Below are 25993 nucleotides of genomic sequence, written 5' to 3'. Positions count from 1 at the left end.
CAGTAGATCCTGTAGTACCACGCACCCCATTACGCACACCAACACGCAACATTCCGGGAGGAAACCCATGAACAACACCATGCGCGCGATGCTGATCGCCTCGTTTGCCCTGGCTTTCACCGCCTGCAAGAAGGAAGAAGCCGCTCCGGTCGACGAAGCCAAGCAGGCGCTGGTCGCCCCGGCCAAGGAAGACGACGCAGGCTGGAAGAAGTACCTGCAGGAAGTGGCCATCCAGAACATGGGCAACATCACCAACAGCCCGTTCCTGTACTACCTCTCGCCGGAAACCGACCCGGACTTCCAGGCCAAGTACGAGCGCCAGACCGAGAGCGCGACCCAGGCCGTGGCCCGTGGCGTGCAGCCGGGCAACATGCTGGCCTTCGGTTCATCGGCCTCGGGCAAGATGGCTGACATGATCCAGGTCGTGTTCAAGGACGTCTCGCCGGATTCGATGAAGGGCGTGCGCGTCGTGTTCATCGGCCAGTCCGCCGACAACGCCCGCGTCCAGGCCGTGGTCCAGCCGACCGGTGCCGAGTACATTTTCGTCGAAGCCAAGTAAGACCGAGCCGAGGCGGTCGTGCTTCGGCACGACCCGGGCGGCGCCCTGCGATGGGCGCCGCTGATGACCTGACCGGCCCGCGCGCCCGCGCAGGCCGGTCCTTGTCCCAAGGCGCGGGCGTGGAGTATCGCCATGTCGCTGAAAATCAATGAGCTCTGCGTCAACTGTGACGTATGCGAGCCGGCCTGCCCGAACCAGGCCATCACGATGGGTGAAACCATCTACGTGATCGACCCCGCCCGCTGTACCGAGTGCGTGGGCCATTTCGACGAACCGCAGTGCGTGGTCGTGTGCCCGGTCGAATGCATCGACCCCGATCCGGACATCGTCGAAACCGAAATCGAGCTGCTGGCCAAGTTGCGCCAACTGCAGCACGATCATCCCGAACTCTATGCGGAGCCCCCATCCGAATGAAGCCGTTCGCCCGCCCCCTGTTGTTGCTCGGCCTGCTGCTGAGCCCCTTTGCCTGGGCTGATGCCCCGGTCCGCGCCGAGCGCCCTGATGGCGCCGCGATCGCCAGCGGCCACGCTTTGGCCACCCAGGCCGGTGTCGACATCCTGGCCCAGGGCGGCAACGCCTTCGATGCGGCGGTGGCGGTGTCCTCCACCCTGGCCGTGGTGGAGCCGATCAGTTCTGGACTGGGCGGCGGCGGCTTCTTCCTGCTGCACGATGCGGCCACCGGCAAGGACGTGATGCTGGACGCGCGCGAGACCGCACCGGCCGCGGCCACGCCGCAGGCCTTCCTCGACAAGAAGGGCGACCTGGACCGCGATCGTTCGGTCAACGGCCCGTGGTCGGCCGGCATTCCCGGCCTGCCGGCGGCGCTGGTCGAACTGTCGGCCAAGCACGGCAAGCTGCCGCTGGCGGCCTCGCTGCAGCCGGCGATCCGCATCGCGCGTGAAGGCTTCCCGGTCTATGAGCGCATGGCCAAGGGCTATGCCTCGCGCCGCGAAGTGATGGAACGTTATCCCGGTACGCGCGAGGTCTACCTGCGCAACGGCAAGCCGATCGCCACCGGTGACCTGTTCAAGCAGCCGGAACTGGCGCAGACCCTGGAGCGCCTGGCAGCCGGTGGCTTCGATGGCTTCTACAAGGGCCAGACCGGCAAGCTGCTGTTGGCCGGCGTGAAGCAGGCCGGTGGCAAGTGGACTGCCGAGGAACTGGCCGGCTACCGCGTCAAGCAGCGCGCGCCGATCGTCTTCAACTACAACGGCTGGAAGATCACCACCGCGCCGCCGCCGTCCTCCGGTGGCATCGCCCTGGCCAGCATGCTGCAGATCCTGGAAGGCTGGGACATCAAGCAGATGGATGCGGCGCACCGCACCCATCTGGTGGTGGAGTCGATGCGCCGTGCCTACCGCGACCGCACCTTCTTCCTCGGTGATCCGGATTTCGTGCAGATCCCGCAGAAGGTGCTGGCCAGCAAGGATTACGCGCAGGGCCTGCGTGCGACCATCCACCCGGAAAAGGCCACCCCCAGCGACCTGCTGTCGGGCAACCCGACGCCGCTGGAAGATGACGAGACCACCCATTTCTCGATCATCGACCGTGACGGCAACCGTGTCGGCGCCACCCAGACCGTCAACCTGCTGTACGGCTCGGGCCTGATTCCGAAGGGAACGGGTGTGCTGCTGAACAACGAGATGGACGACTTCGCGCTGAAGCCGGGCACGCCAAACGCCTTTGGCGTGATGGGCTACGCCGCCAATGCACCGAAAGCGGGCAAGCGCATGCTCAGCTCGATGACGCCGACGTTCATGGAGAACGACGACAAGGTGATCGTGCTGGGCACGCCTGGTGGCAGCCGCATCATCACCATGGTGCTGCTGGGCATCCTCGGCTACGACGCTGGCCTGGATGCGCAGCAGGTCGCCGCGCTGCCGCGCTACCACCACCAGTGGCTGCCGGACCTGATCGAGGCCGAGAGCAACGCATTCGACGCTGGCACCATCAAGCAGCTGCAGGCGATGGGCCACAAGATCGACCTGCCGGGCGAGGTCGCCGCCGGTGGTCGTGGTTCCAGCCATGTGTGGGGCAACCTGCAGACGGTGGAGTGGGACCGCAAGGCCAACAAGCTGTTTGGCGGCAGCGATCCGCGCAACCCGGTCGGCAGCGCCCAGGTCGTGCCGGCTCCCTGATCCGGCTGTAGCGCCGGGCCATGCCCAGCGGACGCAGACCTGAGAACCCCGCCCGCAACGGCGGGGTTTTTCATTTCCCGGCTAGCGATTATTTAACGAGCAGCGACCGATAATTGCGCCATGAAACTATGGTCGATCCGCGGTAATACCCAGCGCCTGGATGGCGGTGCGATGTTCGGCAATGCACCGCGTGCGTTGTGGGAGAAATGGGCAGCACCGGACGAGCTCAACCGCATCGAGCTGGCCTGTCGTGCGTTGTTGGCGAGCCCGCTTGAGGGCAAAACGGTGCTGTTCGAAACCGGCATCGGTGCGTTTTTCGATCCGCGCATGCGCGAGCGCTATGGCGTGCAGGAAAGCCAGCATGTGCTGATCGATTCACTGCGCGAAGCCGGTTTCGAGCACGAAGACATTGATGTGGTGGTGCTCAGCCATCTGCATTTCGACCATGCCGGTGGCCTGCTGGCGGCGTGGCGCGAAGGCCGTGAACCGGAACTGCTGTTCCCCAATGCGACGTACGTGGTCGGTGCGCAGCATTGGCAGCGCGCGTTGCAGCCGCACCCACGCGACCGTGCCAGCTTCATTCCGGAACTGCCGGGCCTGCTGCAGGCCAGTGGGCGCCTGGAAGTGGTGGACGGTGAATATTCGAAAGTGCTCGGCCACAGCGTGCGTTTCAGCTACAGCGACGGCCACACGCCGGGGCTGATGCTGGCCGAGATCGTAGGGCAGGGGCGCGCAGGCGCAGGGGCGCACGGCGGTGTGGTGTTCTGCGCCGATCTGATTCCCGGTCGTTCGTGGGTGCACGTGCCGATCACGATGGGCTACGACCGCAATGCCGAGCTGCTGATCGACGAGAAGCGGCAGTTCCTGGAAGACAAGCTGGCGCGCAACGTGCATCTGTTCTTTACCCATGATCCGCAGGTGGCGCTGGCGCAGGTCGGGCGGGATGAGAAGGGGCGTTTCGTTACGCTGCATGAGCAGGGCGAGCTGAAGGCGCGGGCGTTGGGGTGAGGTTTGCCGGCAGGGCTGCGCCCTGCACCTGCCGAATCAACGGCAGCAGCAACGGCAACGGCAACGGCAACAGCAACAGCAACAGCAACAGCAACAGCAACAGCGGGCTATCCGTGGGGTGGCGGGGCGGTGTCGGATTGCGGGGACGCCGCAAGTACGTCCTTGTAGGCTCAGCCGCGCCATCCATGGCGCGGATGCCCCGCAATCCGACACCGCCCCGCCTTCGACAGGTTCCAGGTGACGGATGGGACACCCGCTGGATCTATCGGGCTCTGATCCCGTTCAACGACGGTCAGTAGATCCACGCCATGCGTGGATGGGCCTTTCTTCGCTGCTTTTACGATGCCTTGAGGCAGCTGCTCATGAAGGTCTTGCGGGCGTCGCCGGCTAGCTTCTTGGTGGCGGCGTCGGCGTTGCACTTCTTCATGCGTTCCTGCGGCGTGGTGGGGGCTGCCGGGGCGGCTGCGTGCGAGCTCAGGCAGGTGCTCTGCGCGGACTTGTAGGCGTCGCCTTTCAGCCCTTTGTTCTTGGCCGAACAGTCGGCCATGCGCTGCTGCTGCGGGGTGCCGGCGTTGGCGGCAAGCGGGAGGCTGAGCAGCAGGGCGGCGGCGAGCAGGAATGATGCTTTCATGGTGGCTCCAGGGCAGGGCGGGTGCGCGGAGCATTCGCCCGTCGCCGCAAAGCCGGCGTGAAGGTGCCTGGAGCAGGTGGAGCACTTCCTTTCGAAAGCGCTCCGACCTGGGTTGATCTCAGCCCACGCGGGTACCGAAGATGCGGTCGCCGGCATCACCCAGACCCGGCAGGATGTAGCCCTTGTCGTTGAGCTGCGCGTCGATCGCGGCGGTGTAGATCTCCACGTCCGGGTGCACGGCCTTCACTGCTTCGATGCCCTCCGGCGCGGCAACCAGGAAGATGCCCTTGATCCGGCGGGCACCGGCGCGCTTGAGCATGTCGATGGTGGCGATCAGGGTGCCGCCGGTGGCCAGCATCGGGTCGAGGATCAGCGCGTCGCGCTCTTCCAGGCGGCCGGTCAGGCGCTCGAAGTAGGGCACCGGCTGCAGGGTTTCTTCATCGCGCTGCAGGCCGACCACGCTGACGCGGGCGGCCGGGATCAGCGACAGCACGCCGCTGAGCATGCCCAGGCCGGCGCGCAGGATCGGCACCACGGTGATCTTGGCGCCGGCGATGCGCTGCACGGTGACCGGGCCGGACCAGCCCGGCAGGGTGTGCGGCTCGGTTTCCAGGTCGGCGGTGGCCTCGTAGGCCAGCAGCGTGCCAAGTTCGTTGGCCAGTTCGCGGAAATCCTTGGTGCTGAGCGCGGCGTTGCGCATCAGGCCGATCTTGTGCTGCACCAGCGGGTGGCGCACTTCGACGATCTTCATGGGAGGGTCTGGCAGAAGGGGAGAGCCCCATTTTAAGCGGAATGCGCGATGGTGCCGAGCCGGGGCCGGCAGGCCAGGCTCCACCGGTGTCATGCCCATGAAACCTCGCGGACATACCGTGCTGACCCAATCTTTACACCGTTGGGGATAGCTGTGCAGAAGAAGAACACGTTGGGCCTGGCAATCAGCCTCTCGCTGCTGGTGACGGCCAGCCCGTCGGTACTGGCAGCCGAAACTGCTGCAGCGACCGGCGGCGGCGCTGCGGCGACCGATCTGGACCGCATCGAAGTACGTGCGCAGCTGGAATCGCAGGTGCGCGCGGTTGACCTCAAGCGCAGCAGCGACGCCATCGAAGACGCCGTGTCCTCCGACGCGCTGGGCCAGTACCCGGACAAGAACGTGGCCGAGTCGCTGCAGCGCCTGCCGGGCATCAGCGTGACCCGCGACCAGGGCGAAGGCCGTTTCGTGGTGGTGCGTGGCCTGGATGCCAACCTCAACAGCGTCAGCGTCGACGGCATCGCCATCGGCACCCCGGAAGATTCCAGCCGTGCCGCGCCTCTGGATGTGATTCCGTCCGATTCGACCGAGCGCCTGCGCGTGGTCAAGTCGCCGACCCCGGACATGCCGGGCGACGCCATCGGCGGCGCGATCCTGGTTGAATCGGCCTCGGCCTTCGATCGTGACGGCCGCAGCCTGCGCGGCAAGATCGAAGCCAGCCACCAGCAACTGTCCGGCGAAACCAGCCCGAAGGCCGCTTTCAACTACAGCGAAGTGTTCAATGACACCTTCGGCGTGGCGCTGGGCGTGAACTACCAGAAGCGCAAGTTCGAATCGGACAACACCGAAGTGGAGTACGACGGCGAAGACGATGCCGCGCCGGGCGACGTCACCGCGATCAACCTGCAGCACCGCAAGTATGAGATCGAGCGCAAGCGCATCGGCGCCAACCTCAACCTGGACTGGCGCCCGAACGAGGACAGCAAGTACTACCTGCGTGCGCTGTACAGCCAGTTCGACGACGCCGAAACCCGCCAGCGCGTGATCTTCAACTTCGACGACGCGAAGATGGTCAAGACCGGTGCCGACCAGTACCGCCTGGACGGCATGCCGAAGGATTCCATCGACAAGCGCATGCGTTACCGCACCAAGGAAGAGAACACCTTCGCGGCCAGCGTGGGCGGCGAGAACAAGTTGACCAACGCCGTGGTCGATTACAAGCTCGGCTTCACCCGGACCGAAGAGCGGGTGAACGATGAGATGGAGGCGCGCTTCAAGCTCAACGGCAAGGCGTTCAACGGCACGCTGGACCAGAGCAGCCGCCTGCCCAGCTACAGCTTCGACAATCCGCAGTGGCTGGACAACGGCAACTACGCGTTCGATCGCTTCGTGATCTCGCCCAAGCAGGTGAACGACAAGGAACACAGCGCGCAGGTCAACGTGCGCTTCGACGGCGACAACAGCAGCATCAAGTTCGGCCTGCTGGGGCGCTGGCGCGACCGCGACGTCAACGTCGACGAAAGCGAACTGCGTGTCGGCCCGAAGGTCGCGCTGTCGAGCTGGACCACCGGCTCGCCCGACTACCGTCATGGCACGCTGGGCGATGGCATGGATTCGGATGCCATGCGCGCGTACTGGGCGGCCAACGGCGGCCAGTTCAGTGCCCGTCCTCAGGACGTCGGTGCCAATGCGATGACCTCGCTGGAAGAGGACTACACCGCCAGCGAAGACATCTTCGCCAGCTACGCCATGGGCACCTGGGATGTCGGTGCGCTGCGCATCATCGGCGGCGTGCGCGTGGAGAACACCCGCTTCAAGGCCGAGGGCAACCAGGTCGATGTGGCTGCCAACGGCCGCAGCTACACCGTAACCCCGCGCGTTGCCAACAGCAGCTACACCAACGTGCTGCCGGGCCTGCACCTGCGCTACGACGCGGCCGATGACTGGGTGCTGCGTGCCTCGGCCAACAAGACTGTTTCGCGCCCGTCCTTCGGCGATATCTCGCCGCGCGTCGGCTACAGCCGTGGTGACGAGGAAGTGCGCCTGGGTAACCCGGAGCTGGACCCGTACGAGTCGAAGAACATCGATCTGTCGGTGGAGAAGTACCTCGGCAGCACCGGCATCGTCTCGCTCGGTCTGTTCCACAAGTCCATCGACGGTTACATCGTCGAGACGGTACGCACCAACGATCCGGCGTACGGCGGTTTCGACGTGACCCAGCCGATCAACGGCCGCAAGGCGACGGTGCGTGGTGCGGAGCTGAACTGGCAGCAGCAGCTGGCCTTCCTGCCCGCCGGCCTGGACGGCCTGCTGGTGGGCGCCAGCGGCACCTGGCTGGACACCGAATTCGACGCGGGCATCGAGGATCGCGCCGGAGAGGACTTCACCTTGCCGCGCGCCTCCAAGCACGTGTACAGCGCACACATCGGCTATGAAAAGTACGGCCTCAGCACGCGCCTTGCGGCGGTGTACCGCAGCGAGTACCTGGACACCATCGGCAAGGGCCGTGCATTCGATATCTACGTGGCACCCAACACCCAGCTCGACTTCTCGCTGGACTACAAGTTCAACGCGAACGTGAGCCTGTACTTCGAAGCGCAGAACCTGCTGGACAAGCCGTTGGAGCTGTACCAGGGCACGCGCTCGCGCACCCTGCAGCTGGAAGAGTATGGCCGTACCTACGCCGTAGGCCTGAAGGTGGCACTGTGATGGTGCGCGGCATGACCCTGATGGCCGCCTCTCTGGCCGCCGTTCTTGCCGCCGGCTGCACGCCGGCAGCGGACAAGGCGCCGGCCGTGGCTGCAGCGACGGGCGCTGTGGCACCGGTCGAGCGCAAGGTGGCGACCATCGCCGAGGCGTTCCTGACTCCGATGACCCCGGCCGACAACATCGATTCGCCGGCTTCCTGGCAGGCACCGGATGGCAAGACCTGGCTGATCGCCACGGCCAAGGCCACCGACAAGCTGGTGGTCTACGACGGCAGCACTGGCCAGCACCTGCGTGATGTCGGCAGCACCGGCACCGATCTGGGCCAGTTCGATCGCCCCAATGGCATCGCGGTGATCGATGACCTGCTGTGGATCGTCGAGCGCGACAACCACCGTGTGCAGGTGCTTTCGCTGCCGGACTTCACGCCGTTGGCCACCTTCGGTGCCGACGACCTGCGCAAGCCCTACGGCCTGTGGGTGGACCGCCGCGCCGATGGCTACATCGTCTACGTCACCGACTCCTGGGACAACGGCGAGGACGCACAGGGCAAGGACATCCTGCCGCCGCTGGCGGAGCTGGACAAGCGCGTGCGCCAGTACCACGTGACCCGCGAAGGCTCGAAGATCAATGCAACGCTCACCGCCAGCATCGGAGATACCAGCGAAGCCGGCGCGCTGCGCGTGGTCGAATCGATCTGGGGTGATCCGGCCAATGATCGCCTGCTGATCGCCGAAGAGGACGAAAGCTACGCCAGCGAATTCAAGGTCTATACGCTTGCGGGCCGCTTCACCGGCACCACCTTCGGCCGCGACGTGTTCAAGGCGCAGGCCGAAGGCGTGATGCTGCGCACCTGTGGCAAGGACGGCTGGTGGATCACCACCGAGCAGGGCAAGCAGCGCAGCGTGTTCCATCTGTTCGACCGCCATACGCTGAAGCCGGTGGGCGCGTTCCAGGGCAATACCGTGGCCAACACCGATGGCATCTGGATGATGCAGCAGCCGACACCGCGGTTCCCGCACGGCGCCCTGTACGCGGTGCACGATGACCAGGGCGTGGTGGCCTTCGACTGGGAGAGCATTGCCAAGCAGCTGGCCCTGCCGCTGGAGTGCGGTTCGTGAGCGCGCGTTTGATGCGCTTGCTTGCGGTCGGCCTGCTGTTGGCATTGCCATCACTGGCGATGGCGGCGGCCGAGCCCAACACCCAGGTGCCGTCGGGCAGCCGTTACTACGCAGCCGCATCGGTGCCGGACCGCATCGTCGCCTCTCCGTCGGTCGACCCCAGCCACGGTTTCGCGGTGGCCTGGCGCACCGACGGCAGCGTGCAGTCGCCGCTGCTGGAAATCGCACTGGCCGACGATTCGCCGGCCATTGAGGGCATCCGCCAGGTGCGTGCGAGAACCCAGGTGCTGCAGACCGAGAACGGCCTGTCGCATCATCATCGTGCCGACATCGATGGCCTGCAGCCGGACACCCTGTACGTCTATCGCGTACAGGGCAATGGCAGCTGGAGCGCGTGGAACCAGCTGCGCACGCTGGCCGCTGCCGAGCAGCCGCTGACCCTGCTGTATTTCGGCGATACCCAGAACAAGAACGTGAGCCATGTCAGCCGCGTGGTGCGGGCTGCACAGAAGGCTGCACCGGATGCGCGGATCAGCCTTTTTGCCGGTGACCTGGTCAGTGGGGGCGACAGCATGGACGACAGCGAATGGGGCGAGTGGTTCGCCGCCACCAGCTGGCTGGCGCAGGAGACGCTGGTGGCGCCGGCGATCGGCAACCACGAGTATTTCGAGGAATTCGAGGATACCCCGCGGGAGCGCCGCGTGCTGGGCCGTCATTGGCCGGTGACCTTCGCCCTGCCGGGCAACGGTGCCAATGCAGCGGCGGGTACCAGCTACTGGTTCGATGCGCAGGGTGTGCGCGTGGCCGTGGTCGATGGCACTTCGGCGCTGGATCTCGGCACCGCGAAGGCGCAGGCGCAGTGGCTGGACAAGGTGCTGGCCGGCAACCGGCAGCCGTGGACGATCGTGCTACTGCACCAGCCGTTCTATTCACCGCGCGAGGGCCGCGAGAACGCCGCCCTGCGCGACGTGCTGCTGCCGGTGGTGCGACGCCACAAGGTGGATCTGGTGCTGCAGGGGCATGACCACACCTACGGCCGTCGCGGTGAAGGGCAGGCGGCAACGCCGCAGTACGTGGTGACCGTGGCAGGGCCGAAGCAGTACCGTCTGTCGGACGAGGCGCGCAGGACGATGGAACCTGTGGGCGAGGACACCCAGCTGTTCCAGGTGTTGCGCATCGACCCGCAGCATCTGCGCTACGAAGCGCGCACAGTCACCGGACGCCTGTACGACGCCTTCGAGCTGAAGCGCGATGACAATGGCGGCAAGCAGCGGGTGGAGCAGCAGGAAGGACGAATTGCACCGCGTGACTGCGCGCGCGCCCAGACCGCCAAGGGTCGCACCGATCGCTGCTGGGAGTGAGGACAGACCGATGAGCACGCGCCCGCGCATGGTTCCGATAGCCGCCATTGCCGTTGCCCTGCTGCTGATGGGCAGCGCGGTGGCTGCCGCGGATTCGGTCCTGCACCCGTTCCTGACCGCCCAGCCGAAGCAGGCGCCGCAGGAAAGAAAGACGGGCGGGTGATCAACGAAGGCATGAAGTAGATCCACGCCATGCGTGGATTGAACCTTTCCGTGCACCATCCACGCACGGCGTGGATCTACTGCAGCGCGTCCAGGAACAGTTCTGCCTCCTCCGTTCCACCCAGCAGCGCCGAAACAGGCGCCGCAGGAAAGAAAGACGGGCGGGTGATCAACGAAGGCATGAAGTAGATCCACGCCATGCGTGGATTGAACCTTCCCGCGCACCATCCACGCATGGCGTGGATCTACTGCAGCGCGTCCAGGAACAGTTCTGCCTCGTCCGTGCCGCTCAGCAGCGCTGAAGCAGGCGCCGCTGGAAAGAAAGACGGGCGGGTGACCAGGGAAGGCATGAAGTAGATCCACGCCACGCGTGGATTGAGCCTTCCCGTACACCATCCACGCACGGCGTGGATCTACTGCATCGCGTCCAGGAACAGTTCCGCCTCGTCCGTGCCGCTCAGCAGCGCTGAAGCAGGCGCCGCTGGAAAGAAAGACGGGCGGGTGACCAGGAAGGCATGAAGTAGATCCACGCCACGCGTGGATTGAGCCTTCCCGTACACCATCCACGCACGGCGTGGATCTACTGCAGCGCGTCCAGGAACAGTTCTGCCTCGTCCGTGTCGCCCAGCAGCGCAGCGACAGCGCGCAGCGCCGCTTCGCGATGTTCGGGACGGATCCCACCATCATCGTCATCGCTGTACAGGTCCTCATCGGCCTCGAGGTAAACGCTGCCCGCCGCCGCCAATGCGGCCATCAAGGTCGGTACGTCGGCGACGAACGTGTCGGCGTCCCAATGGCCCGCGCCATGACGGGCGAACAACACGCGGCCATCGTTGATGTCGAGGATGAGGGGATCGGCGCCACGGTCGGCGATCACCAGCCAGTGCGCCGGCCAGTCGCTGATCGGCTCGCCATCGATGCCATTCCAGCGGTAGCCCGCCTGATACGCCCACAGGCGCTGCAACGGCGGCAGCCACACCTCCAGCCCCGGTACGGTGATGCCGCTGGGGCCTTTGGCAGGATTGAATACCTCACCGAACGGGCCGACGTGTGCATAGAATCCGGCCAGCACCTCCGGCAACGGGAATGGTCCCTGCCACGCATCAGCGTGTTGCGGTTGCAGGGGGCCGAAGCGGGCAAACGTGGCGCGAAGATCATCCATGATGAGGTCAGGGCGGAAGCAGGAGAGCACGCAGCCTAGCAGAGCCGGTCGCACGCATCGCCTTCACCGTCGCTCGCTATCATGGCCGCCCAGGACAGAGAGGCAGTGCACGTGTCGGTAGCGTTGGTATGGTTCCGTCGGGACCTGCGGTTGCAGGACAATCCGGCGCTGCAGGCGGCGCTGGACGCGGGCCACGATGTGGTGCCGGTCTACATCCACGCCCCGCACGAAGAGGCCGACTGGGCGCCGGGTGCCGCGTCGAACGCCTGGCGGCACCGCTCGCTGGCAGCGCTGGATGGCGATCTGCGTGCACGCAGCTCCTCGCTGGTGCTGCGCACCGGCGACAGCCTGCCGACCCTGCAGGCGCTGATCGAACAGACCGGCGCCGAGGCGGTGTACTGGAACCGCAAGTACGAACCGGCGACCCAACCCCGCGATGCCGCCGTCAAACGCACGCTGCGCGAGCAGGGCATCGATGCGCAGAGCTGCAACGGCAGCCTGCTGTTCGAGCCCTGGGACATCGCCACCCAGCAGGGCCAGCCCTACAAGGTATTCACCCCGTACTGGCGCAACGTGCTCAGCCATTGGCGATTGCCGGCCCTGCAGGCGCCGCCGCGCACGTTGGCCGCACATACCGTTGAAGGCCTGGCGCTGGACGCGCTGCAGCTGGCGCCGTCGTTGCAGTGGGACTGCGGCTTCTGGGAGCACTGGCAGCCGGGTGAGGCCGGTGCGCTCGAGGCGCTGTCCGTGTTCGAGGAGGGTGCGCTGCGCGGCTATCGCGAACAGCGCGACCTGCCGGACCGGGTCGGTACCTCGCGGCTGTCGCCGCACCTGCATTTCGGCGAAATCGCTCCGTGGCGCATCGCCCACGCGCTGGAAGACCTGCGCAGCGCTGGCACCGATGCCGACATCGACGGCTACCTGCGCCAGCTCGGCTGGCGTGACTTCGCCTACCACCTGCTGCACCACTTCCCGAAGACGCCCACGGAAAATCTCAACCCGCGTTTTGATCGTTTCCCCTGGGCCAACCCCAGTGCTGCCCAGCTGCAGGACTGGCAGCGCGGCAACACCGGCGTCCCCATCGTAGACGCGGGCCTGCGTGAGCTCTGGCATACCGGCTACATGCACAACCGGGTACGGATGATCGTCGCCAGCTACCTGTGCAAGCACCTGCGTGCGCATTGGCTCCACGGCGCGCAGTGGTTCTGGGACACGCTGGTGGACGCGGACCTGGCCAACAACACGATGGGGTGGCAGTGGGTGGCCGGTACCGGTGCCGACGCGGCTCCCTATTTCCGGGTATTCAATCCCGTTACCCAGGCCGAGAAGTTCGATCCACAAGCGAGTTACATCAGCCGCTGGGTGCCGGAGCTGGCGGCGCTGCCGGTGAAGGCGCGCTTCGCTCCCTGGCAGCACCCGCAACTGTTGGCCGAACGCGCGCCCGAGTATCCGCGCATGCCGCTGGTGGACCTGGCGGCAGGTCGGGATGCGGCACTGGCTGCTTACCGCCAGTCGGCGGCGGGGTAAAGCGCTGGCTGAGCGGTCCAGACAGCTAGCTGAACACGTCCCTGTCGGCCGGTGCGATCATCATCCCGACATCGCGTCCGGCTGTTTATCCTCGTTGCCGCCCGCAAGCCGCCGGCCCGACCGGAAACCAAGGAGAACACCATGATCCGCAACACCACCCGCAACGTCGCACTGGCCCTGATGAGTGCGGCCGTCCTGTCGGCCTGCGCCACCGGCGGCTCCTATGTGCAGAGTGATCCGTACGGCAACCCGACCGAGCAGCAGAACCGCACCGGCCGCAATGCCCTGATCGGTACCGCCATCGGCGTGGCCGCGGGCCTGCTGACCGGCGACAGCGCCACCGAGCGTCGCCAGCACGCGCTGATCGGCGCGGGTATCGGTGCACTCAGCGGCGCCGCCGTGGGTCAGTACCAGGATCGCCAGGAGCGCGCGCTGCGCGAGCGCACCGCCAACACCGGCATCGATGTGCAGCGTCAGGGCGACAACATCACGCTGAACCTGCCGGACGGCATCACCTTCGACTTCGGCAAGTCGGCGCTGAAGCCGCAGTTCTACGGCTCGCTCAATGGCGTTGCTGGCACCCTGCGCGATTACAACCAGACCATGATCGAAGTGGTCGGCCACACCGACAGCATCGGCAGCGACGCGGTCAACAACCGCCTGTCCAAGGAGCGTGCTGATTCGGTGGCGCAGTACCTGATCGGTCAGGGCGTGCAGAGCGTGCGCATCGAGACCCTGGGCGCTGGCAAGTCCTACCCGATTGCCGACAACAGTACCGATGCCGGCCGTGCCAAGAACCGCCGCGTCGAGATCCGAGTGATTCCTCTGAAGCAATAACGCGCAGCGTTATTGCTGTTCCGGCGCAGCCGGAACGAAAATGCCGCCCTTGCAGGCGGCATTTTTTGTAGGTGCCGAGCTTGCTCGGCACGCCGATAGCGCATGTGGAAAGCCGTGCCGACCAAGGTCGGCATCTACCAGGATGGGCGCGCGGGATTGTTGTGGATTACGCCGCCGACGCCGCCACCTTCTCCAGAATCCGCTTGCCGCTGCTCGCCAGCGCCGCTTCTTCCTGTTCCTGCTGCTGCCGCGCCAGCTTCGCACCGGGGCACTGCGCCAGCATGTAGTTGGCGTCGAAGTTGAGCTTCTCCACCAGGAAGTCGACGAACGCGCGCACCTTCGGCGAGACCAGGCGGCCGCCGGCGAACACGGCATTGAAATCCACTTCCGGCCCGGTCCAGCCGGCCAGCACGCGGCGCACCATGCCCGACTCGACGAACGGCTTGGCCATCACGTCGCCGGTCAGCAGCAGGCCTTCGCCGCACACCAGCGCACCATTCAGCGCCGACATGTCGTTGGCCGTCATCAGCGGCGTCACCGGGAAGTCGCGCAGCTCGCCGCCGTTCTCGCCCAGCTGCCAGGTAAAGCGTGGCGAACTGCCGGTGTGGTACGGCTTGCGCATGGCCAGGATGCGGTGGAACTGCAGCTCTTCCGGATGCAGCGGCTCGCCGTAGCGCTCGATGTAGGCCGGGCTGGCGAACACCTGCGTGCGCAGGCTGCCGAGCTTGCGCGCCACCAGGTTGGAATCGGGCAGGGCACCCACGCGCAGGGCGAGATCGGCCTCGCCGGCGATCAGGTCCAGCTTCTCGTTGCCCATGTGCATGTCCAGGCGGATCTCCGGGTACTGCGCATGGAACTGGCCCAGCAGCGGCGCGATCCAGGTGATGCCGATCGAATAGGGCACGGTGAAGCGCAACCAGCCGCGTGGGCCGGACTGCAGCTGGCTGACCGCGCTTTCGGCTTCTTCAAGCTCGCGCGCGATGCGCTGGCAATGCTCGTGATAGATCGAGCCGGCCTCGGTGAGGCCGAGGCGGCGCGTGGTCCGGTGCAGCAGGCGCGCACCGAGGCGCGTTTCCAGTTCCTGCACCTTGCGGCTGACCGTGGTCTTGGGCAGGCCGAGCGATTTGGCAGCCGCGATGAAGCTGCCTTGCTCGACCACTTTGACGAAGATCAGCGTCTCGTTGAGATCGTGGGACATGGTCAGGAATCCTGGACGTCGGGGATGGGGCAATCGTGACAGAACGATTGGACCGGGGACGGGATGATTATTCCCCTTAATCAGGACTAATCAAGTAGGGGTTTGAGGTCTATCGTGGCGCCATTCGCTAATTGGAGCCCGTCCGCCATGAGCCTGCGCAACATTCTTGCCCGTTTCCGGATCGCCGGCCAGAACGCCCTGGACCTGGCGATGACCGTCGAATCCCGCCCTAGTTCCTTGGTACACAAGGACTTTCGTGAGTTTACCGCACCCATGCGTCAGCAGCGTGGCGGTGCCTTGCGCCTTGCTTCGCAGAAGGGTGACCGACTGCGTCGAATCGGGACTATCCCGGATTTGGGAGGAAATGTCCCGTGAATGGGATTCTGACCCCCGAAGTCCTGGTTCTCGGCGGCACCGGTGCCGTCGGCCAGGGTGTGGTCGGCGCCCTGCTGGAGGCCGGCAGCCCCGTGCTGGTGGTCGGCCGCGATCCGCGCCGCCTGGCTGCATTGCACGAGCAGTTCGCCGATGAGCCGGGCCTGCAGACGATGCTGGGTTCGCTGAGCGATGACAGCTCTGCGCGTGTGGTGGCCGAACGCGTGGCGCAGCGTCCGCGTCCGCTTGCGGCAGTGATCGCGGCAATGGGTGGTCCGTACAACCGCGGTCGTGTGGTCGAGCGCGGCGGTGACGCACTGGCGGCGGCATTGCAGGCTGACCTGATGCCGCATGTGCACGCGGTGCGGCATCTGTTGCCGCTGCTGCAGGACAACGTGCACGCCCGTCGCTACGTGATGATCGGCAGCCCGGCCGGGCTGAAGCCCTGGGCCGGTTATGGCGAGACCTCGATCACCACGGCCGCGCTGCGCATGTACGCGCAGGTGGTGCACCAGGAAGCGCAGGCCGTGGGCGTTCGTGCGCAGATGTTGGAAGTGTGCAGCCCGGTATGCACCCCGGCCAACGCCGCCAATGCCTGCATCGAATGGCCCAGTTCGCTGCTGGTCGGTCGCCGCGTGGTGTCCCTGCTCGATGGTTGCCGCGACAACCGCGCGATCGTCCGTTGCGACAGCAGTGATGCCGAACTGCCGCGCGGGCTGCTGCACCTGGAAATACCGCCGCTGTGGCGCGACACCGCAGGCGTTGCTTGACCTCAGCCTTGGTTGAGGTCGCAGGATACGCCGCCAAAAGTTGATAGCAATTCTCAAATAGCTGTACCACCCCTCCGTACGGATGCATGCCATGACTTCCCCCAACACCACTCCACATCGTTTCCGTCATCGCCTGGCGATGGCTGGCGTGTCGATCCTCGCTGCCGCCGTTCTGGCTGCCTGCAGCGGTGGCCATGCCGAAGAAGCTGGCGCACCGCCCCCGCCGCAGGTCTCAGCTGCCCCCGTGCTGCTCAAGCAGGTCAGCCAGTGGGACGAATTCAGCGGTCGTGTCGAGGCCGTGCAGAGCGTCGAGCTGCGCCCGCGCGTGTCCGGCTACATCGACAAGGTCAACTACGTTGAAGGCGAAGAAGTGAAGAAGGGCGCCGTCCTGTTCACCATCGATGCCCGCAGCTACCAGGCCGAGTACGATCGCGCCAACGCCGAACTGGCCCGTGCCCGCACCCAGGCGGTGCTGGCCCGCAGTGAGTCCGAGCGCGCCAAGCGCCTGGCCGAGCAGCAGGCGATCTCCACCGAAACGGCCGAACAGCGTCGCGCAGCCGCCGACCAGTCCGGTGCGGCAGTGCAGGCTGCGCAGGCCGCGCTGGATGCAGCCCGCCTCAACCTTGAGTTCACCAAGGTGCGTGCGCCGATCGACGGCCGTGCCGGTCGCGCGATGGTCACCGCCGGCAACCTGGTCACCGCCGGTGACAGTGCCAGCGTGCTGACCACGCTGGTCTCGCTGGATACGGTGTTCGTCTATTTCGATGCCGACGAAAGCACCTTCCTGCGGTACGCGCAGATGGCACGCAAGGGCGAGCGCCCGAGCGAGCGCGACAGTGAGCTGCCGGTGAAGGTCGGCCTGTCCGGTGAAGAAGGCTACCCGCACACGGGCAAGGTCGACTTCCTCGACAACCAGGTGACCCGCAGCACCGGCACCATCCGCGTCCGCGCGCTGCTGGACAACGCCGATCGCCAGTTCACCCCGGGCCTGTTCGCCCGCGTGCAGCTGCTCGGCAGCGGCCAGTTCCAGGCGATGCTGATCGACGACAAGGCCGTGCTGACCGACCAGGACCGCAAGTACGTCTACGTGGTCGACAAGGATGGCAAGGCCCAGCGTCGCGACATCCAGCTTGGCCGCACCGCCGAAGGCCTGCGCATTGTCGAGAAGGGTCTGGCCGCCGGTGACAAGGTGATCATCGATGGCGTGCAGAAGGTCTTCATGCCCGGTATGCCGGTGCAGGCGAAGGCGGTGGCGATGCAGCCCACCGCTGCGCCGGCGCCGGGTCGCGATGCAACTGCCGCACTGAACCACTGATCCGCGTCCCCGCTTAGCTGCCGGTGCCAGCGGCAGCCGTCACTGCCTTCGCCAGATTGGCGAGGGGCAGGGCGGCTGTTGCCCGCCGACGGCCTTTTCCAGGAATTCTTCCATGGACTTTTCCCGTTTCTTCATCGACAGGCCGATCTTCGCGGCGGTGCTGTCGATCGTGATCTTCGCCGCCGGCCTGATCTCGATTCCGATGCTGCCCATCGGCGAGTACCCCGAAGTGGTGCCGCCGTCGGTCGTGGTGCGTACCGTGTATCCCGGCGCCAACCCCAAGGTGATCGCCGAAACCGTGGCCACCCCGCTGGAGGAGGCCATCAACGGCGTTGAGGGCATGATCTACCTCAAGTCGGTGGCCGGCTCTGACGGCGTGCTGCAGATGACCATCACCTTCCGCCCGGGCACCGACCCGGACGAAGCGGCGGTGAAGGTGCAGAACCGTGTCGCCCAGGCCCAGGCGCGACTGCCCGAGGACGTACGCCGGCAAGGCGTGACCACCCAGAAGCAGTCGCCCACCTTCCTGATGGTGGTGCACCTGACCTCCCCCAACGGCAAGTACGACACCCTGTACCTGCGCAACTACGCCCGCCTGCACGTCAAGGACGCGCTGGCACGTATCCAGGGCGTGGGCGACGCGCAGATCTTCGGTGGTGGTGACTACGCCATGCGCGCCTGGCTGGACCCGGACAAGGTTGCCTCGCGCGGCCTGACCGCCAGCGACGTGGTGCGCGCCATGCGCGAGCAGAACGTGCAGGTCTCGGCCGGCCAGCTCGGCGCCGAGCCGATGCCCAACAGCCAGTTCCTGACCCTGATCAACGCCCAGGGCCGCCTGCGCAGCGAGCAGGAGTTCGGCGACATCGTGCTCAAGAGCGGCGCCGACGGTGAAGTGGTGCGGTTGTCGGACGTGGCCCGGGTTGAACTGGGTGCCGGCGACTACACGCTGCGCTCGCAGCTGGACGGCAAGAACGCGGTGGGTATCGGTATCTTCCAGGCCCCCGGCGCCAACGCGCTGGAGATCCGCGATGCGGTGATGGCCAGCATGGACGAGATGCAGAAGACCATGCCGGCCGACGTGAAGTACGAAGCGGTGTATGACACCACCATCTTCGTGCGCGACTCGATCAAGGCGGTGGTCTCGACCCTGCTGGAAGCCATCGCGCTGGTGGTGCTGGTGGTGATCCTGTTCCTGCAGACCTGGCGTGCCTCGATCATCCCGCTCATCGCAGTGCCGGTGTCGATCGTCGGTACGTTCGGCGCGCTGTACCTGCTGGGCTTCTCGATCAACACGCTGAGCCTGTTCGGCCTGGTGCTGGCCATCGGCATCGTGGTCGATGACGCGATCGTGGTGGTGGAAAACGTTGAACGCAACATCGAGGAAGGCCTGACCCCGCTGGCCGCTGCGCATCAGGCGATGCGCGAAGTGTCCGGGCCGATCATCGCCATCGCGCTGGTGCTGTGTGCGGTGTTCGTGCCGATGGCGTTCCTGTCGGGCGTCACCGGGCAGTTCTACAAGCAGTTCGCGGTCACCATCGCCATTTCCACGGTGATCTCGGCGATCAACTCGCTGACCCTGTCGCCGGCCCTGGCTGCCCGCCTGCTGAAGCCGCATGGCGCGCCGAAGGATGCCCCGACCCGCATCATCGACCGTCTGTTCGGCTGGGTGTTCCGTCCGTTCAACCGCTTCTTCAAGTCCAGCTCGGAAAAGTACGAGCGTGGCGTGTCGAAGATCCTCGGCCGTCGTGGTGCGGTGTTCGTGGTGTACGCGGTGCTGCTGGTGGGTACCGGCTTCATCTTCAAGCTGGTGCCGCCGGGCTTCATTCCGACCCAGGACAAGCTGTACCTGATCGCGGGTGTGAAGCTGCCGGAAGGGTCGTCGATCGCGCGTACCGATGAAATGCTGCGCAAGGTCGCCAAGATCGCCCAGGAAACCGACGGTGTGGCGCACACCATCTCGTTCCCGGGCCTGAATGCCCTGCAGTTCACCAACACGCCCAACACCGGTGTCGCGTTCATTCCGCTCAAGCCGTTCAGCGAGCGCCATGGCCGCACCGCCGCGCAGATCAATGCGGAGATCAACCAGAAGATCGCCGGTCTGCAGGAAGGGTTTGCCTTCGCCATGATGCCGCCGCCGATCCTTGGCCTCGGTAACGGCAACGGCTACCAGATGTTCATCCAGGACCGTGGCAACCTCGGCTATGGCGCGTTGCAGAACGCGGTGCAGTCGATGCAGGGTGCGGTTGCACAGACCCCGGGCATGGCCTTCCCGATCACCAGCTACCAGGCCAACGTGCCGCAGCTGGATGCCGAGGTGGACCGTGTCAAGGCCAAGGCCCAGGGCGTACAGCTGACCGAGTTGTTCGACACGCTGCAGACCTACCTGGGTTCGGCCTACGTCAACGACTTCAACCAGTTCGGGCGTACCTGGCAGGTGATCGCACAGGCCGATGGCCAGTTCCGTGACAGCGTCGAGGACATCGGCAAGCTGCGCACCCGCAACGATCGTGGCGAGATGGTGCCGATCGGCTCGATGGTTACCGTCAAGGAAACCTACGGTCCGGACCCGGTGCTGCGCTTCAACGGCTACCCGGCCGCTGACCTGGCCGGTGAAGCCGACCCGCGTGTGCTGTCCTCGGCCGAAGCGATGAACAACCTCACCGCCATCGCCGCCAAGGTGCTGCCGGTCGGCATGGCGACCGAATGGACCGACCTGAGCTACCAGCAGGCGACCCAGGGCAAGGCTGCCTTCATCGTGTTCCCGGTGGCGATCATGCTGGCGTTCCTGGTGCTGGCCGCGCTGTACGAAAGCTGGTCGCTGCCGCTGGCGGTGATCCTGATCGTGCCGATGACCCTGCTGTCCGCGCTGTTCGGTGTGTGGATGACCGGCGGCGACAACAACGTGTTCGTGCAGGTCGGCCTGGTGGTGCTGATGGGCCTGGCGTGCAAGAACGCGATCCTGATCGTCGAGTTCGCCAGAGAGCTGGAGATGGGCGGCAAGGGCATCGTCGAAGCGGCACTGGAAGCCTGCCGCCTGCGTCTGCGCCCGATCGTGATGACCTCCATCGCCTTCATCGCCGGCACCGTGCCGCTGGTGCTGTCGCATGGTGCTGGCGCCGAAGTGCGCTCGGTGACCGGTATCACCGTGTTCGCCGGCATGCTGGGCGTGACCCTGTTCGGCCTGTTCCTGACCCCGGTGTTCTACGTGGCACTGCGCAAGTTCGTCACCCGCAATGGTGGTGGCCAGCTGGTGCAGCACGGCGAGCCGACCATCCACCACTGACATGGAAAACAGCGGCGCCGGCAACCACCGGCGCCCGCTTCCCCCTACCAAGGCAATGAATCCATGAACACCCATCAGAACAAGATCGCGCTGGTCACCGGCGCAACCCGCGGCATCGGCCTGGAAACCGTGCGTCAGCTGGCGCAGGCCGGCGTGCATACGCTGCTGGCCGGGCGCAAGCGCGAGACCGCCGTCGAACTGGCGCTGAAGCTGCAGGCCGAGGGCCTGCCGGTGGAGGCACTGCAGCTGGACGTCAACGATGGCGCCAGCATCGCCGAGGCGGTCGAGCAGGTGCGTCAGCGCCATGGCCGTCTGGACATCCTGGTCAACAACGCCGGCATCATGATCGAGAACCCGGCACAGTTGCCGTCGGAACAATCGCTGGACACCTGGCGTCGCACCTTCGACACCAACGTGTACGCGCTGGTGGCAGTGACCCAGGCCTTCCTGCCGCTGATCAAGCAGGCGAAGTCCGGCCGCATCGTCAACGTCTCCAGCATGCTCGGCTCGCAGACGCTGCATGCCGATCCGACCTCGGGCATCTACGACTTCAAGATCCCGGCGTACAACGCGTCCAAGGCCGCAGTGAACAGTTGGACGCTGGCCCTGGCCCATGAGCTGCGCAGCACGCCGATCAAGGTCAACACCGTGCACCCCGGCTACGTGAAAACCGATATGAACGGTGGCAACGGCGAGATCGAAATCGCCGAGGGCGCACGCTCCAGCGTGCAGATGTCGCTGATCGGCGAGTCCGGTGCCAGCGGCAGCTTCACTTACCTGGGCGAGGTGCTGCCATGGTGATCCGCACCCTGGCGATGGCCGTCTCCAGCCTGGTGCTGGCGGGCTGTGTCAGCGTCGGCCCCAACTACAAAGCACCGGTGCAGGAGCCCGTCGTCCTGCAGGGCGCGCAGCAGCCGGTGTTCAGCACCACCTCGCCGGTGGCCAGCTGGTGGGCGCAGTTCGATGATCCGGTGCTTGAAGAGCTGGTGCACGGCGCGCTGTCGGACAACCTGGACCTGCGCGTGGCTGTTGCCCGTGTCAGCCAGGCCCGTGCAGTGTTCGTCGAGAGCCGCTTCGACCAGGCGCCACACGTTACCGCTGGCGGCAGCTACGATCGCCGCAAGCAACCCGATCCGCAGCTGGGTGGGCAGCGGGTGTTCAGTGAAAGCTACCAGCTCGGCTTCGATGCGGGCTGGGAGCTGGATCTGTTCGGCCGCAAGCGCCGTGCTGCAGAGGCCGCGCGTGCCGACCTGGACGCAGAGCAGGCCAACCTCGCCGACGCGCAGGTGCTGATCGCTGCCGAAGTGGCACGCAACTACTTCGAGTTGCGTGGCACCCAGAAGCGCATCGCAGTGGCCCAGCGCACCCTGGTCAACCTGCGCGATACGCAGCGGCTGACCGAGGCACGCTGGGAGCTGGGTGCCGGCAGCGAGCTGGACGTGCAGAGCAGCCGCGCACGGTTGAAGGCCATCGAGGCCGACATCCCGCTGCTGGAAGTGGCCGAGACGCAGTCGCGCAACCGGCTCGCCGTGCTGCTTGGGCAGCGCCCGGAAGTGCTGACCGCCATGCTTGCGCCGCACGAAGTGCCGGCGTTTGCCAAGGCATTGCCGCTGGGCGATACCCGCGAACTGCTGCGTCAGCGTGCCGACGTGCGGGTCGCCGAACGTCGCCTGGCTGCCGCCACCGCGCGTGTCGGTGTTGCCACCGCCGATCTGTTCCCACGGCTGTCGTTGTCTGGTTTCGTCGGCTTCCTCGGTGGCGATGCCAGTGGCCTGGTCAACGGCAACAACAAGGCCTGGTCGCTGACTCCGTCGCTGAGCTGGGCGGCATTCGACTTCGGTACGGTCAAGGCACGCCTGCGTGCCAGCAAGGCCGAGGCCGAGGGCGTAGCCGCGCAGTACGAACAGGCGGTGCTGCTGGCGCTGGAAGACACCGAAAACGCGTTGACCCGCTATTCCAAGCAGCAGGCCCGGCTGGCCATTGTGGTCGAGCAGGCGCAGGCGGCGCGACGTGCCGAATCGCTGGCGCAGATCCGCTACCGCGAGGGCTCGGAAGACTTCCTGACCCTGCTTGACGCGCAGCGCACGCAACTGGTGGCCGACGATGCACTGGCGGCCGCCGAATCGGAGGTCAACGTCAGCGTGGTGGGCGTGTACAAGGCACTCGGTGGCTGGGGCCAGTCACCGCAGGCGCCGAGCGTGGCCCAGGCGCGCTGATCGGCAGGGGACGGGAGCATCTGCTTCCGTCCCCTTTTTTCGCTATGGCCAGAGGTTGGCCGGGGCATCGTGATCGCGCATGCGCACGATGCAGAAACGATGACCGGTGGGCGCTTCCATCACCCACCAGCGTTTGACGAAACCGACCCGGCGCGCACCGAGTTTTTCCAGCCGTTCGACTTCGGCGTCGATGTCGTCGCTTTCGATATCCAGATGCACCCGCGACGGGTGATCGACCCGCTGCACCTCTACGTTCAAGCCTGCCGGCGCACCTGTCAGGTCGGCGTACTCTGCGTCGCCTTCGGCACGGGCGGGCTCAGCCTGCAGGCCCAGCGCTGCGGCCCAGAAGCGGGCGCTGTCTGCGGCAGGCGTGTCCTGGCAATCGATGATGAAACCGGCCAGTCGGCTGCGATGGGTCATGTGCCGTCTCCGCTCAATGAGGGTGCCGGCAGGGTAGCGCGTGCGCCGCCGCGCGCGTTGTCGCGGTCATGACGTTTCTGACTCTGCCGGAACTGCGGCCCACCGTGTAACTAGTGGGGAAACCAAGGGAGGACGGGACATGAGCGAACAGAAGCAATCGACCCAACGGACGCTGCTGGGCGATCCCGGCCTGCCGGGGGCCGGCCTGTCGGTCGCCGTGGTGATGCTGCTGGTACTGGCGGCAATGGCTGCGGTGATCGGCTTCCTGCGCCTGCCCGACTCACTGCTGGGTATTGGCCTTGTCGGCATTGCGGTGTTCCTGGCCATCGGCGCACGCATCTGCCAGGCGCGCGACCAGCACCAGGCGCTGTACCGGCTGCTGGGCAAGCGACCCCCGCCGTAGCGAGGGCCGCTGCAGTGCTCAGGGCTTCGGCCAGTCCAGTTCAACGACCAGCGGGAAGTGGTCGGAGGGCAGCACGCCGTCGATGCGGCGGTCGTCGGTCAGGAAGCTGCGTGCGTGGAAGCCGCGTACCAGCACCCAGTCCAGCTGCGAAGTCGCCGTGCCGGTGAAGTCGTGGAAGGTCAGGCGCGGACCCTGCGGTGTTTTGACCTGGGGGCGCGTGTCCTGCAGCACCCGGGTGAAGGCCTGATAGGTGCCGCCGCCGGGCTCGCTGTTGAAATCACCGGTCAGCACCACCGGCAGATCGGAAGGCAGCGCGGCCACGCGCGTGGCGATCAGTTCGGCACCCTTGATCCGTCGCGGTTCGTCCTCGTCGCGGTAGGGCAGGTGGGTGTTCATGAAGTAGAAACGACGGCCATCATCCAGGCGGCGGAACACTGCCCAGGTGACCATGCGCGGGAACAGGTTGCCCCAGCTGATGCTGCCAGCGACCCCGGGCGTATCGGACAGCCAGAAGTTGCCGGATTCTTCCACCGCCAGCACTTTGCTGTCGTAGAACACGCCCATGTGTTCGTCGCCACTGCCACCGCGCCGGCCTTCGCCGAACCAGCGATAGTCGGGCAGGTGCTCGGCCAGGTAGTTGGCCTGCTCCAGCACCAGTTCCTGGGTACCGATCACCGCCGGGTGCGCCTGCTGGATCACCTTGACCATGGCATCGCGGCGGTCTTGCCAGCGCTTGCCAGGGTCGGTATCGGCCGGCGTACGCACGTTGAAGGACATCACCTTCAGCGGCGCGGGCGAGGCTGCCCAGGTGACGGCAGGCAGTGCAAACGCCAGGAGTGCGCAGAGCGCGGATCTGCGGAAACGTGACAGCATCGTGGAATCCCTCCATTCCGTGAAAACGATTTCACGGAGGATGCCACGGAAAGGGAGGGTGGAGGTATGCCGGAGCGGGCGATTTCCGTGCGCCCGCCCCGGCGTGACCGTCGGCTGCAGCAACGTTGCCGATAGGGTTCGTCGCTCAGATCAGGTAGGGATTGCCGTACTCGTCGATCCAGTATTCAGAAACGAAGACGCTGCCCGTTTCGTCGACGAAGGTCACCGTGCAGTGCTGGTGGATGCGGTAGCGCTCCACTTCCACCGGTACGCATTCGGTGGTGCTGCCGGGTGGCGATGGCACACCGGCGACGGCACTTCCGGCCGATGCCATGCTGCCAATCGCCAACATCAATGCGGCCATCGAGGCCAGTTGCAGTTTCATAAGCATCATCCTTGCTTTCTGCAATCGCGCACATGCGCTTGGCTTGTGTAGCATGCGACGGCGGTCCACGGAAGTGTCACGCCTGCGCTCAGTCCCCGATCTCACCGCGCCGGCTGGCCGCGCGCACTGCCTGCGCCGTGGTCGCCACGCCCAGCCGCTGGCGTGCTCTGCGCAGGTGGTTTTCCACGGTGCGCGCGGACAGCCCAAGCGTGGCAGCGATGTCGGCCTGGCGACGACCGGCGGCAACCCAACGCAGTACCTCACGCTCGCGCGCGCTGAGTGTGCCGGCAGGCACAACCGCCGGGGCGACAGAGAGCCGATGCGCCGCACGGAAGGCGGCGGTGCCGATCAGCTCCAGCAGCAACCGTGCCGATGGAGATGCGTCGATCGTGCGCCCGCCCCAGCTGACCGCCCCTTCCAGGCCGGTTGCACCGAACACCGGCACCTGCAGGCCGTGCAGTCCTTCGCCCCGCGGTTGCCGCACGACCCGGTAGCGCTCGCCGCGCACGCCTTGCTGCTTGCTCCAGAAGAAGGGCGCATCGCTGTCCAGCACATGGCGATTGACCGGGCATGCATGCAGGTAGTGCGCCATGTCAGTGCTGGCGGTCTCACCGAACCAATCGCCATCGATCCAGTACAGGCGCTGCGCGCCGCGTTCCAGATCGGTGCCGGTGGCGAACATCAACGTGCGGTCATAGCCCAGCGGCGCGCCGGTGCTGCGCAGCAACGCGCCGATCGCCGCCAACGAAGGTGCGCGTTCCAGCACCAGCAATGACTGCACGGTGGTGTCCATGCCGG

25 protein-coding genes and 1 pseudogene are annotated in these 25993 nt (G+C 66.1%); 17 read left to right on the top strand and 9 right to left on the bottom strand.

Going from position 1 to position 25993, the window contains the following annotated elements; all coding sequences use genetic code 11:
- Positions 1-67 precede the first annotated feature (67 nt).
- From HFK18_RS19470 to HFK18_RS19455, 4 genes are all read left to right on the top strand, one after another.
- Positions 68-559, top strand: coding sequence for a hypothetical protein (locus HFK18_RS19470; RefSeq protein WP_089240385.1), 492 nt, complete (start codon positions 68-70; stop codon positions 557-559).
- A 132-nt stretch (positions 560-691) separates the two neighbouring features.
- Positions 692-973 carry a YfhL family 4Fe-4S dicluster ferredoxin gene (locus tag HFK18_RS19465; RefSeq protein ID WP_025878828.1) on the top strand — a complete coding sequence of 94 codons (282 nt, stop codon included), beginning with the start codon at positions 692-694 and terminating at the stop codon, positions 971-973.
- Positions 970-2697 (top strand): gamma-glutamyltransferase, encoded by a 1728-nt coding sequence (ggt, locus tag HFK18_RS19460; protein ID WP_180167542.1) that lies wholly within the window; start codon positions 970-972, stop codon positions 2695-2697. The genes HFK18_RS19465 and ggt overlap by 4 nt, the downstream gene beginning before the upstream one ends.
- Positions 2698-2817: 120 nt before the next feature.
- Entirely contained in the window at positions 2818-3705 is an 888-nt protein-coding gene (locus tag HFK18_RS19455; protein ID WP_089240389.1) for an MBL fold metallo-hydrolase, read from the top strand.
- Positions 3706-4042: 337 nt separating this feature from the next.
- Here HFK18_RS19455 and HFK18_RS19450 read toward each other — a convergent pair whose 3' ends face one another.
- Together HFK18_RS19450 and upp are read right to left on the bottom strand one after the other, a co-directional pair.
- Complete coding sequence (locus tag HFK18_RS19450) at positions 4043-4336, bottom strand: PsiF family protein (protein WP_180167541.1); 294 nt, start codon at positions 4334-4336, stop codon at positions 4043-4045.
- A gap of 118 nt (positions 4337-4454) precedes the next feature.
- Entirely contained in the window at positions 4455-5087 is a 633-nt protein-coding gene (gene upp / locus HFK18_RS19445) for a uracil phosphoribosyltransferase (protein ID WP_025878832.1), read from the bottom strand.
- 153 nt (positions 5088-5240) lie between these two features.
- On the opposite strand from upp, the gene HFK18_RS19440 reads away from it, so the two are divergent.
- The 4 genes and pseudogenes from HFK18_RS19440 to HFK18_RS19425 form a co-directional block, all read left to right on the top strand.
- A complete protein-coding gene (locus HFK18_RS19440; RefSeq protein ID WP_180167540.1) occupies positions 5241-7793 on the top strand; it encodes a TonB-dependent receptor in 2553 nt (850 codons plus the stop codon).
- Entirely contained in the window at positions 7793-8911 is a 1119-nt protein-coding gene (locus tag HFK18_RS19435; RefSeq protein WP_180167539.1) for a phytase, read from the top strand. Before HFK18_RS19440 ends, HFK18_RS19435 begins: the two co-directional genes overlap by 1 nt.
- An 11-nt stretch (positions 8912-8922) precedes the next feature.
- Entirely contained in the window at positions 8923-10272 is a 1350-nt protein-coding gene (locus HFK18_RS19430; protein WP_180167629.1) for a metallophosphoesterase family protein, read from the top strand.
- Between the two features lie 10 nt (positions 10273-10282).
- Positions 10283-10417 (top strand): annotated as a pseudogene (locus HFK18_RS19425) (inorganic diphosphatase); the annotation flags it as partial.
- 94 nt (positions 10418-10511) lie between these two features.
- Here the strand turns inward: HFK18_RS19425 and HFK18_RS21975 are convergent.
- Complete coding sequence (locus HFK18_RS21975) at positions 10512-10634, bottom strand: hypothetical protein (RefSeq protein ID WP_257216344.1); 123 nt, start codon at positions 10632-10634, stop codon at positions 10512-10514.
- 380 nt (positions 10635-11014) lie between these two features.
- Positions 11015-11596: a hypothetical protein gene (locus tag HFK18_RS19420; RefSeq protein WP_180167538.1), complete on the bottom strand. Its 582-nt coding sequence runs from the start codon at positions 11594-11596 to the stop codon at positions 11015-11017.
- A 111-nt stretch (positions 11597-11707) separates the two neighbouring features.
- Between HFK18_RS19420 and HFK18_RS19415 the strand changes: the two genes are divergently transcribed.
- Both HFK18_RS19415 and HFK18_RS19410 read left to right on the top strand, forming a co-directional pair.
- Positions 11708-13123, top strand: a complete 1416-nt coding sequence (locus HFK18_RS19415; protein WP_180167537.1) for a deoxyribodipyrimidine photo-lyase — start codon at positions 11708-11710, stop codon at positions 13121-13123.
- 141 nt (positions 13124-13264) lie between these two features.
- Positions 13265-13960 carry an OmpA family protein gene (locus tag HFK18_RS19410; protein ID WP_100464910.1) on the top strand — a complete coding sequence of 232 codons (696 nt, stop codon included), beginning with the start codon at positions 13265-13267 and terminating at the stop codon, positions 13958-13960.
- A 166-nt stretch (positions 13961-14126) separates the two neighbouring features.
- Here the strand turns inward: HFK18_RS19410 and HFK18_RS19405 are convergent, their stop codons facing one another.
- Complete coding sequence (locus HFK18_RS19405) at positions 14127-15158, bottom strand: LysR family transcriptional regulator (protein ID WP_180167536.1); 1032 nt, start codon at positions 15156-15158, stop codon at positions 14127-14129.
- A gap of 147 nt (positions 15159-15305) precedes the next feature.
- Here HFK18_RS19405 and HFK18_RS19400 point away from each other — a divergent pair, with 147 nt between their 5' ends.
- From HFK18_RS19400 to HFK18_RS19375, 6 genes are all read left to right on the top strand, one after another.
- Entirely contained in the window at positions 15306-15533 is a 228-nt protein-coding gene (locus tag HFK18_RS19400; RefSeq protein WP_100552199.1) for a hypothetical protein, read from the top strand.
- Entirely contained in the window at positions 15530-16300 is a 771-nt protein-coding gene (locus HFK18_RS19395) for an SDR family NAD(P)-dependent oxidoreductase (protein ID WP_100552200.1), read from the top strand. Before HFK18_RS19400 ends, HFK18_RS19395 begins: the two co-directional genes overlap by 4 nt.
- Before the next feature lie 91 nt (positions 16301-16391).
- Positions 16392-17615, top strand: coding sequence for an efflux RND transporter periplasmic adaptor subunit (locus tag HFK18_RS19390; protein ID WP_180167535.1), 1224 nt, complete (start codon positions 16392-16394; stop codon positions 17613-17615).
- A gap of 112 nt (positions 17616-17727) precedes the next feature.
- Positions 17728-20898 (top strand): multidrug efflux RND transporter permease subunit, encoded by a 3171-nt coding sequence (locus tag HFK18_RS19385; RefSeq protein WP_089240410.1) that lies wholly within the window; start codon positions 17728-17730, stop codon positions 20896-20898.
- Between the two features lie 63 nt (positions 20899-20961).
- Entirely contained in the window at positions 20962-21699 is a 738-nt protein-coding gene (locus HFK18_RS19380; RefSeq protein ID WP_089240412.1) for an SDR family oxidoreductase, read from the top strand.
- A complete protein-coding gene (locus HFK18_RS19375) occupies positions 21693-23114 on the top strand; it encodes an efflux transporter outer membrane subunit (protein WP_025878845.1) in 1422 nt (473 codons plus the stop codon). The genes HFK18_RS19380 and HFK18_RS19375 overlap by 7 nt, the downstream gene beginning before the upstream one ends.
- A 42-nt stretch (positions 23115-23156) precedes the next feature.
- On the opposite strand, the gene HFK18_RS19370 is transcribed toward HFK18_RS19375, so the two are convergent.
- Positions 23157-23534 carry a VOC family protein gene (locus HFK18_RS19370; RefSeq protein ID WP_180167534.1) on the bottom strand — a complete coding sequence of 126 codons (378 nt, stop codon included), beginning with the start codon at positions 23532-23534 and terminating at the stop codon, positions 23157-23159.
- A 139-nt stretch (positions 23535-23673) separates the two neighbouring features.
- On the opposite strand from HFK18_RS19370, the gene HFK18_RS19365 reads away from it, so the two are divergent.
- Entirely contained in the window at positions 23674-23937 is a 264-nt protein-coding gene (locus HFK18_RS19365; protein ID WP_180167533.1) for a hypothetical protein, read from the top strand.
- Positions 23938-23955: 18 nt separating this feature from the next.
- Here HFK18_RS19365 and HFK18_RS19360 read toward each other — a convergent pair whose 3' ends face one another.
- The 3 genes from HFK18_RS19360 to HFK18_RS19350 all read right to left on the bottom strand — a co-directional run bounded on the left by HFK18_RS19360 (position 23956) and on the right by HFK18_RS19350 (position 25988).
- A complete protein-coding gene (locus tag HFK18_RS19360; protein ID WP_180167532.1) occupies positions 23956-24810 on the bottom strand; it encodes an endonuclease/exonuclease/phosphatase family protein in 855 nt (284 codons plus the stop codon).
- Positions 24811-24955: 145 nt separating this feature from the next.
- The gene (locus HFK18_RS19355) at positions 24956-25195 is read right to left on the bottom strand and encodes a hypothetical protein (protein ID WP_223880184.1); all 240 of its coding nucleotides are present in this window, start codon (positions 25193-25195) and stop codon (positions 24956-24958) included.
- 88 nt (positions 25196-25283) lie between these two features.
- Entirely contained in the window at positions 25284-25988 is a 705-nt protein-coding gene (locus tag HFK18_RS19350; protein ID WP_180167531.1) for a PA1136 family autoinducer-binding transcriptional regulator, read from the bottom strand.
- Between the last annotated feature and the right edge of the window lie 5 nt (positions 25989-25993).

It is taken from the genome of Stenotrophomonas sp. SbOxS2, from assembly GCF_013416715.1.
In the GTDB taxonomy this organism is placed as follows: Bacteria; Pseudomonadota; Gammaproteobacteria; order Xanthomonadales; family Xanthomonadaceae; genus Stenotrophomonas; species Stenotrophomonas lactitubi.
Note: the sequence above shows the minus strand (reverse complement) of the source record. Positions and strands in the feature narration are given on the sequence as shown.

What these genes read in the sequence shown, in the direction of transcription:
- HFK18_RS19455 (WP_089240389.1), top strand. Translation starts at nt 2,818, where the DNA reads ATGAAACTATGGTCGATCCGCGGTAATACCCAGCGCCTGGATGGCGGT.
- HFK18_RS19370 (WP_180167534.1), bottom strand. Translation starts at nt 23,534, where the DNA reads ATGACCCATCGCAGCCGACTGGCCGGTTTCATCATCGATTGCCAGGAC.
- HFK18_RS19400 (WP_100552199.1), top strand. Translation starts at nt 15,306, where the DNA reads ATGAGCCTGCGCAACATTCTTGCCCGTTTCCGGATCGCCGGCCAGAAC.
- HFK18_RS19450 (WP_180167541.1), bottom strand. Translation starts at nt 4,336, where the DNA reads ATGAAAGCATCATTCCTGCTCGCCGCCGCCCTGCTGCTCAGCCTCCCG.
- HFK18_RS19385 (WP_089240410.1), top strand. Translation starts at nt 17,728, where the DNA reads ATGGACTTTTCCCGTTTCTTCATCGACAGGCCGATCTTCGCGGCGGTG.
- HFK18_RS19360 (WP_180167532.1), bottom strand. Translation starts at nt 24,810, where the DNA reads ATGCTGTCACGTTTCCGCAGATCCGCGCTCTGCGCACTCCTGGCGTTT.
- upp (WP_025878832.1), bottom strand. Translation starts at nt 5,087, where the DNA reads ATGAAGATCGTCGAAGTGCGCCACCCGCTGGTGCAGCACAAGATCGGC.
- HFK18_RS19470 (WP_089240385.1), top strand. Translation starts at nt 68, where the DNA reads ATGAACAACACCATGCGCGCGATGCTGATCGCCTCGTTTGCCCTGGCT.
- HFK18_RS19350 (WP_180167531.1), bottom strand. Translation starts at nt 25,988, where the DNA reads ATGGACACCACCGTGCAGTCATTGCTGGTGCTGGAACGCGCACCTTCG.
- HFK18_RS19405 (WP_180167536.1), bottom strand. Translation starts at nt 15,158, where the DNA reads ATGTCCCACGATCTCAACGAGACGCTGATCTTCGTCAAAGTGGTCGAG.
- HFK18_RS19355 (WP_223880184.1), bottom strand. Translation starts at nt 25,195, where the DNA reads ATGAAACTGCAACTGGCCTCGATGGCCGCATTGATGTTGGCGATTGGC.
- HFK18_RS19410 (WP_100464910.1), top strand. Translation starts at nt 13,265, where the DNA reads ATGATCCGCAACACCACCCGCAACGTCGCACTGGCCCTGATGAGTGCG.
- HFK18_RS19365 (WP_180167533.1), top strand. Translation starts at nt 23,674, where the DNA reads ATGAGCGAACAGAAGCAATCGACCCAACGGACGCTGCTGGGCGATCCC.
- HFK18_RS19380 (WP_089240412.1), top strand. Translation starts at nt 20,962, where the DNA reads ATGAACACCCATCAGAACAAGATCGCGCTGGTCACCGGCGCAACCCGC.
- HFK18_RS21975 (WP_257216344.1), bottom strand. Translation starts at nt 10,634, where the DNA reads ATGGCGTGGATCTACTTCATGCCTTCGTTGATCACCCGCCCGTCTTTC.
- HFK18_RS19435 (WP_180167539.1), top strand. Translation starts at nt 7,793, where the DNA reads ATGGTGCGCGGCATGACCCTGATGGCCGCCTCTCTGGCCGCCGTTCTT.
- HFK18_RS19465 (WP_025878828.1), top strand. Translation starts at nt 692, where the DNA reads ATGTCGCTGAAAATCAATGAGCTCTGCGTCAACTGTGACGTATGCGAG.
- HFK18_RS19420 (WP_180167538.1), bottom strand. Translation starts at nt 11,596, where the DNA reads ATGGATGATCTTCGCGCCACGTTTGCCCGCTTCGGCCCCCTGCAACCG.
- ggt (WP_180167542.1), top strand. Translation starts at nt 970, where the DNA reads ATGAAGCCGTTCGCCCGCCCCCTGTTGTTGCTCGGCCTGCTGCTGAGC.
- HFK18_RS19430 (WP_180167629.1), top strand. Translation starts at nt 8,923, where the DNA reads ATGCGCTTGCTTGCGGTCGGCCTGCTGTTGGCATTGCCATCACTGGCG.
- HFK18_RS19390 (WP_180167535.1), top strand. Translation starts at nt 16,392, where the DNA reads ATGACTTCCCCCAACACCACTCCACATCGTTTCCGTCATCGCCTGGCG.
- HFK18_RS19375 (WP_025878845.1), top strand. Translation starts at nt 21,693, where the DNA reads ATGGTGATCCGCACCCTGGCGATGGCCGTCTCCAGCCTGGTGCTGGCG.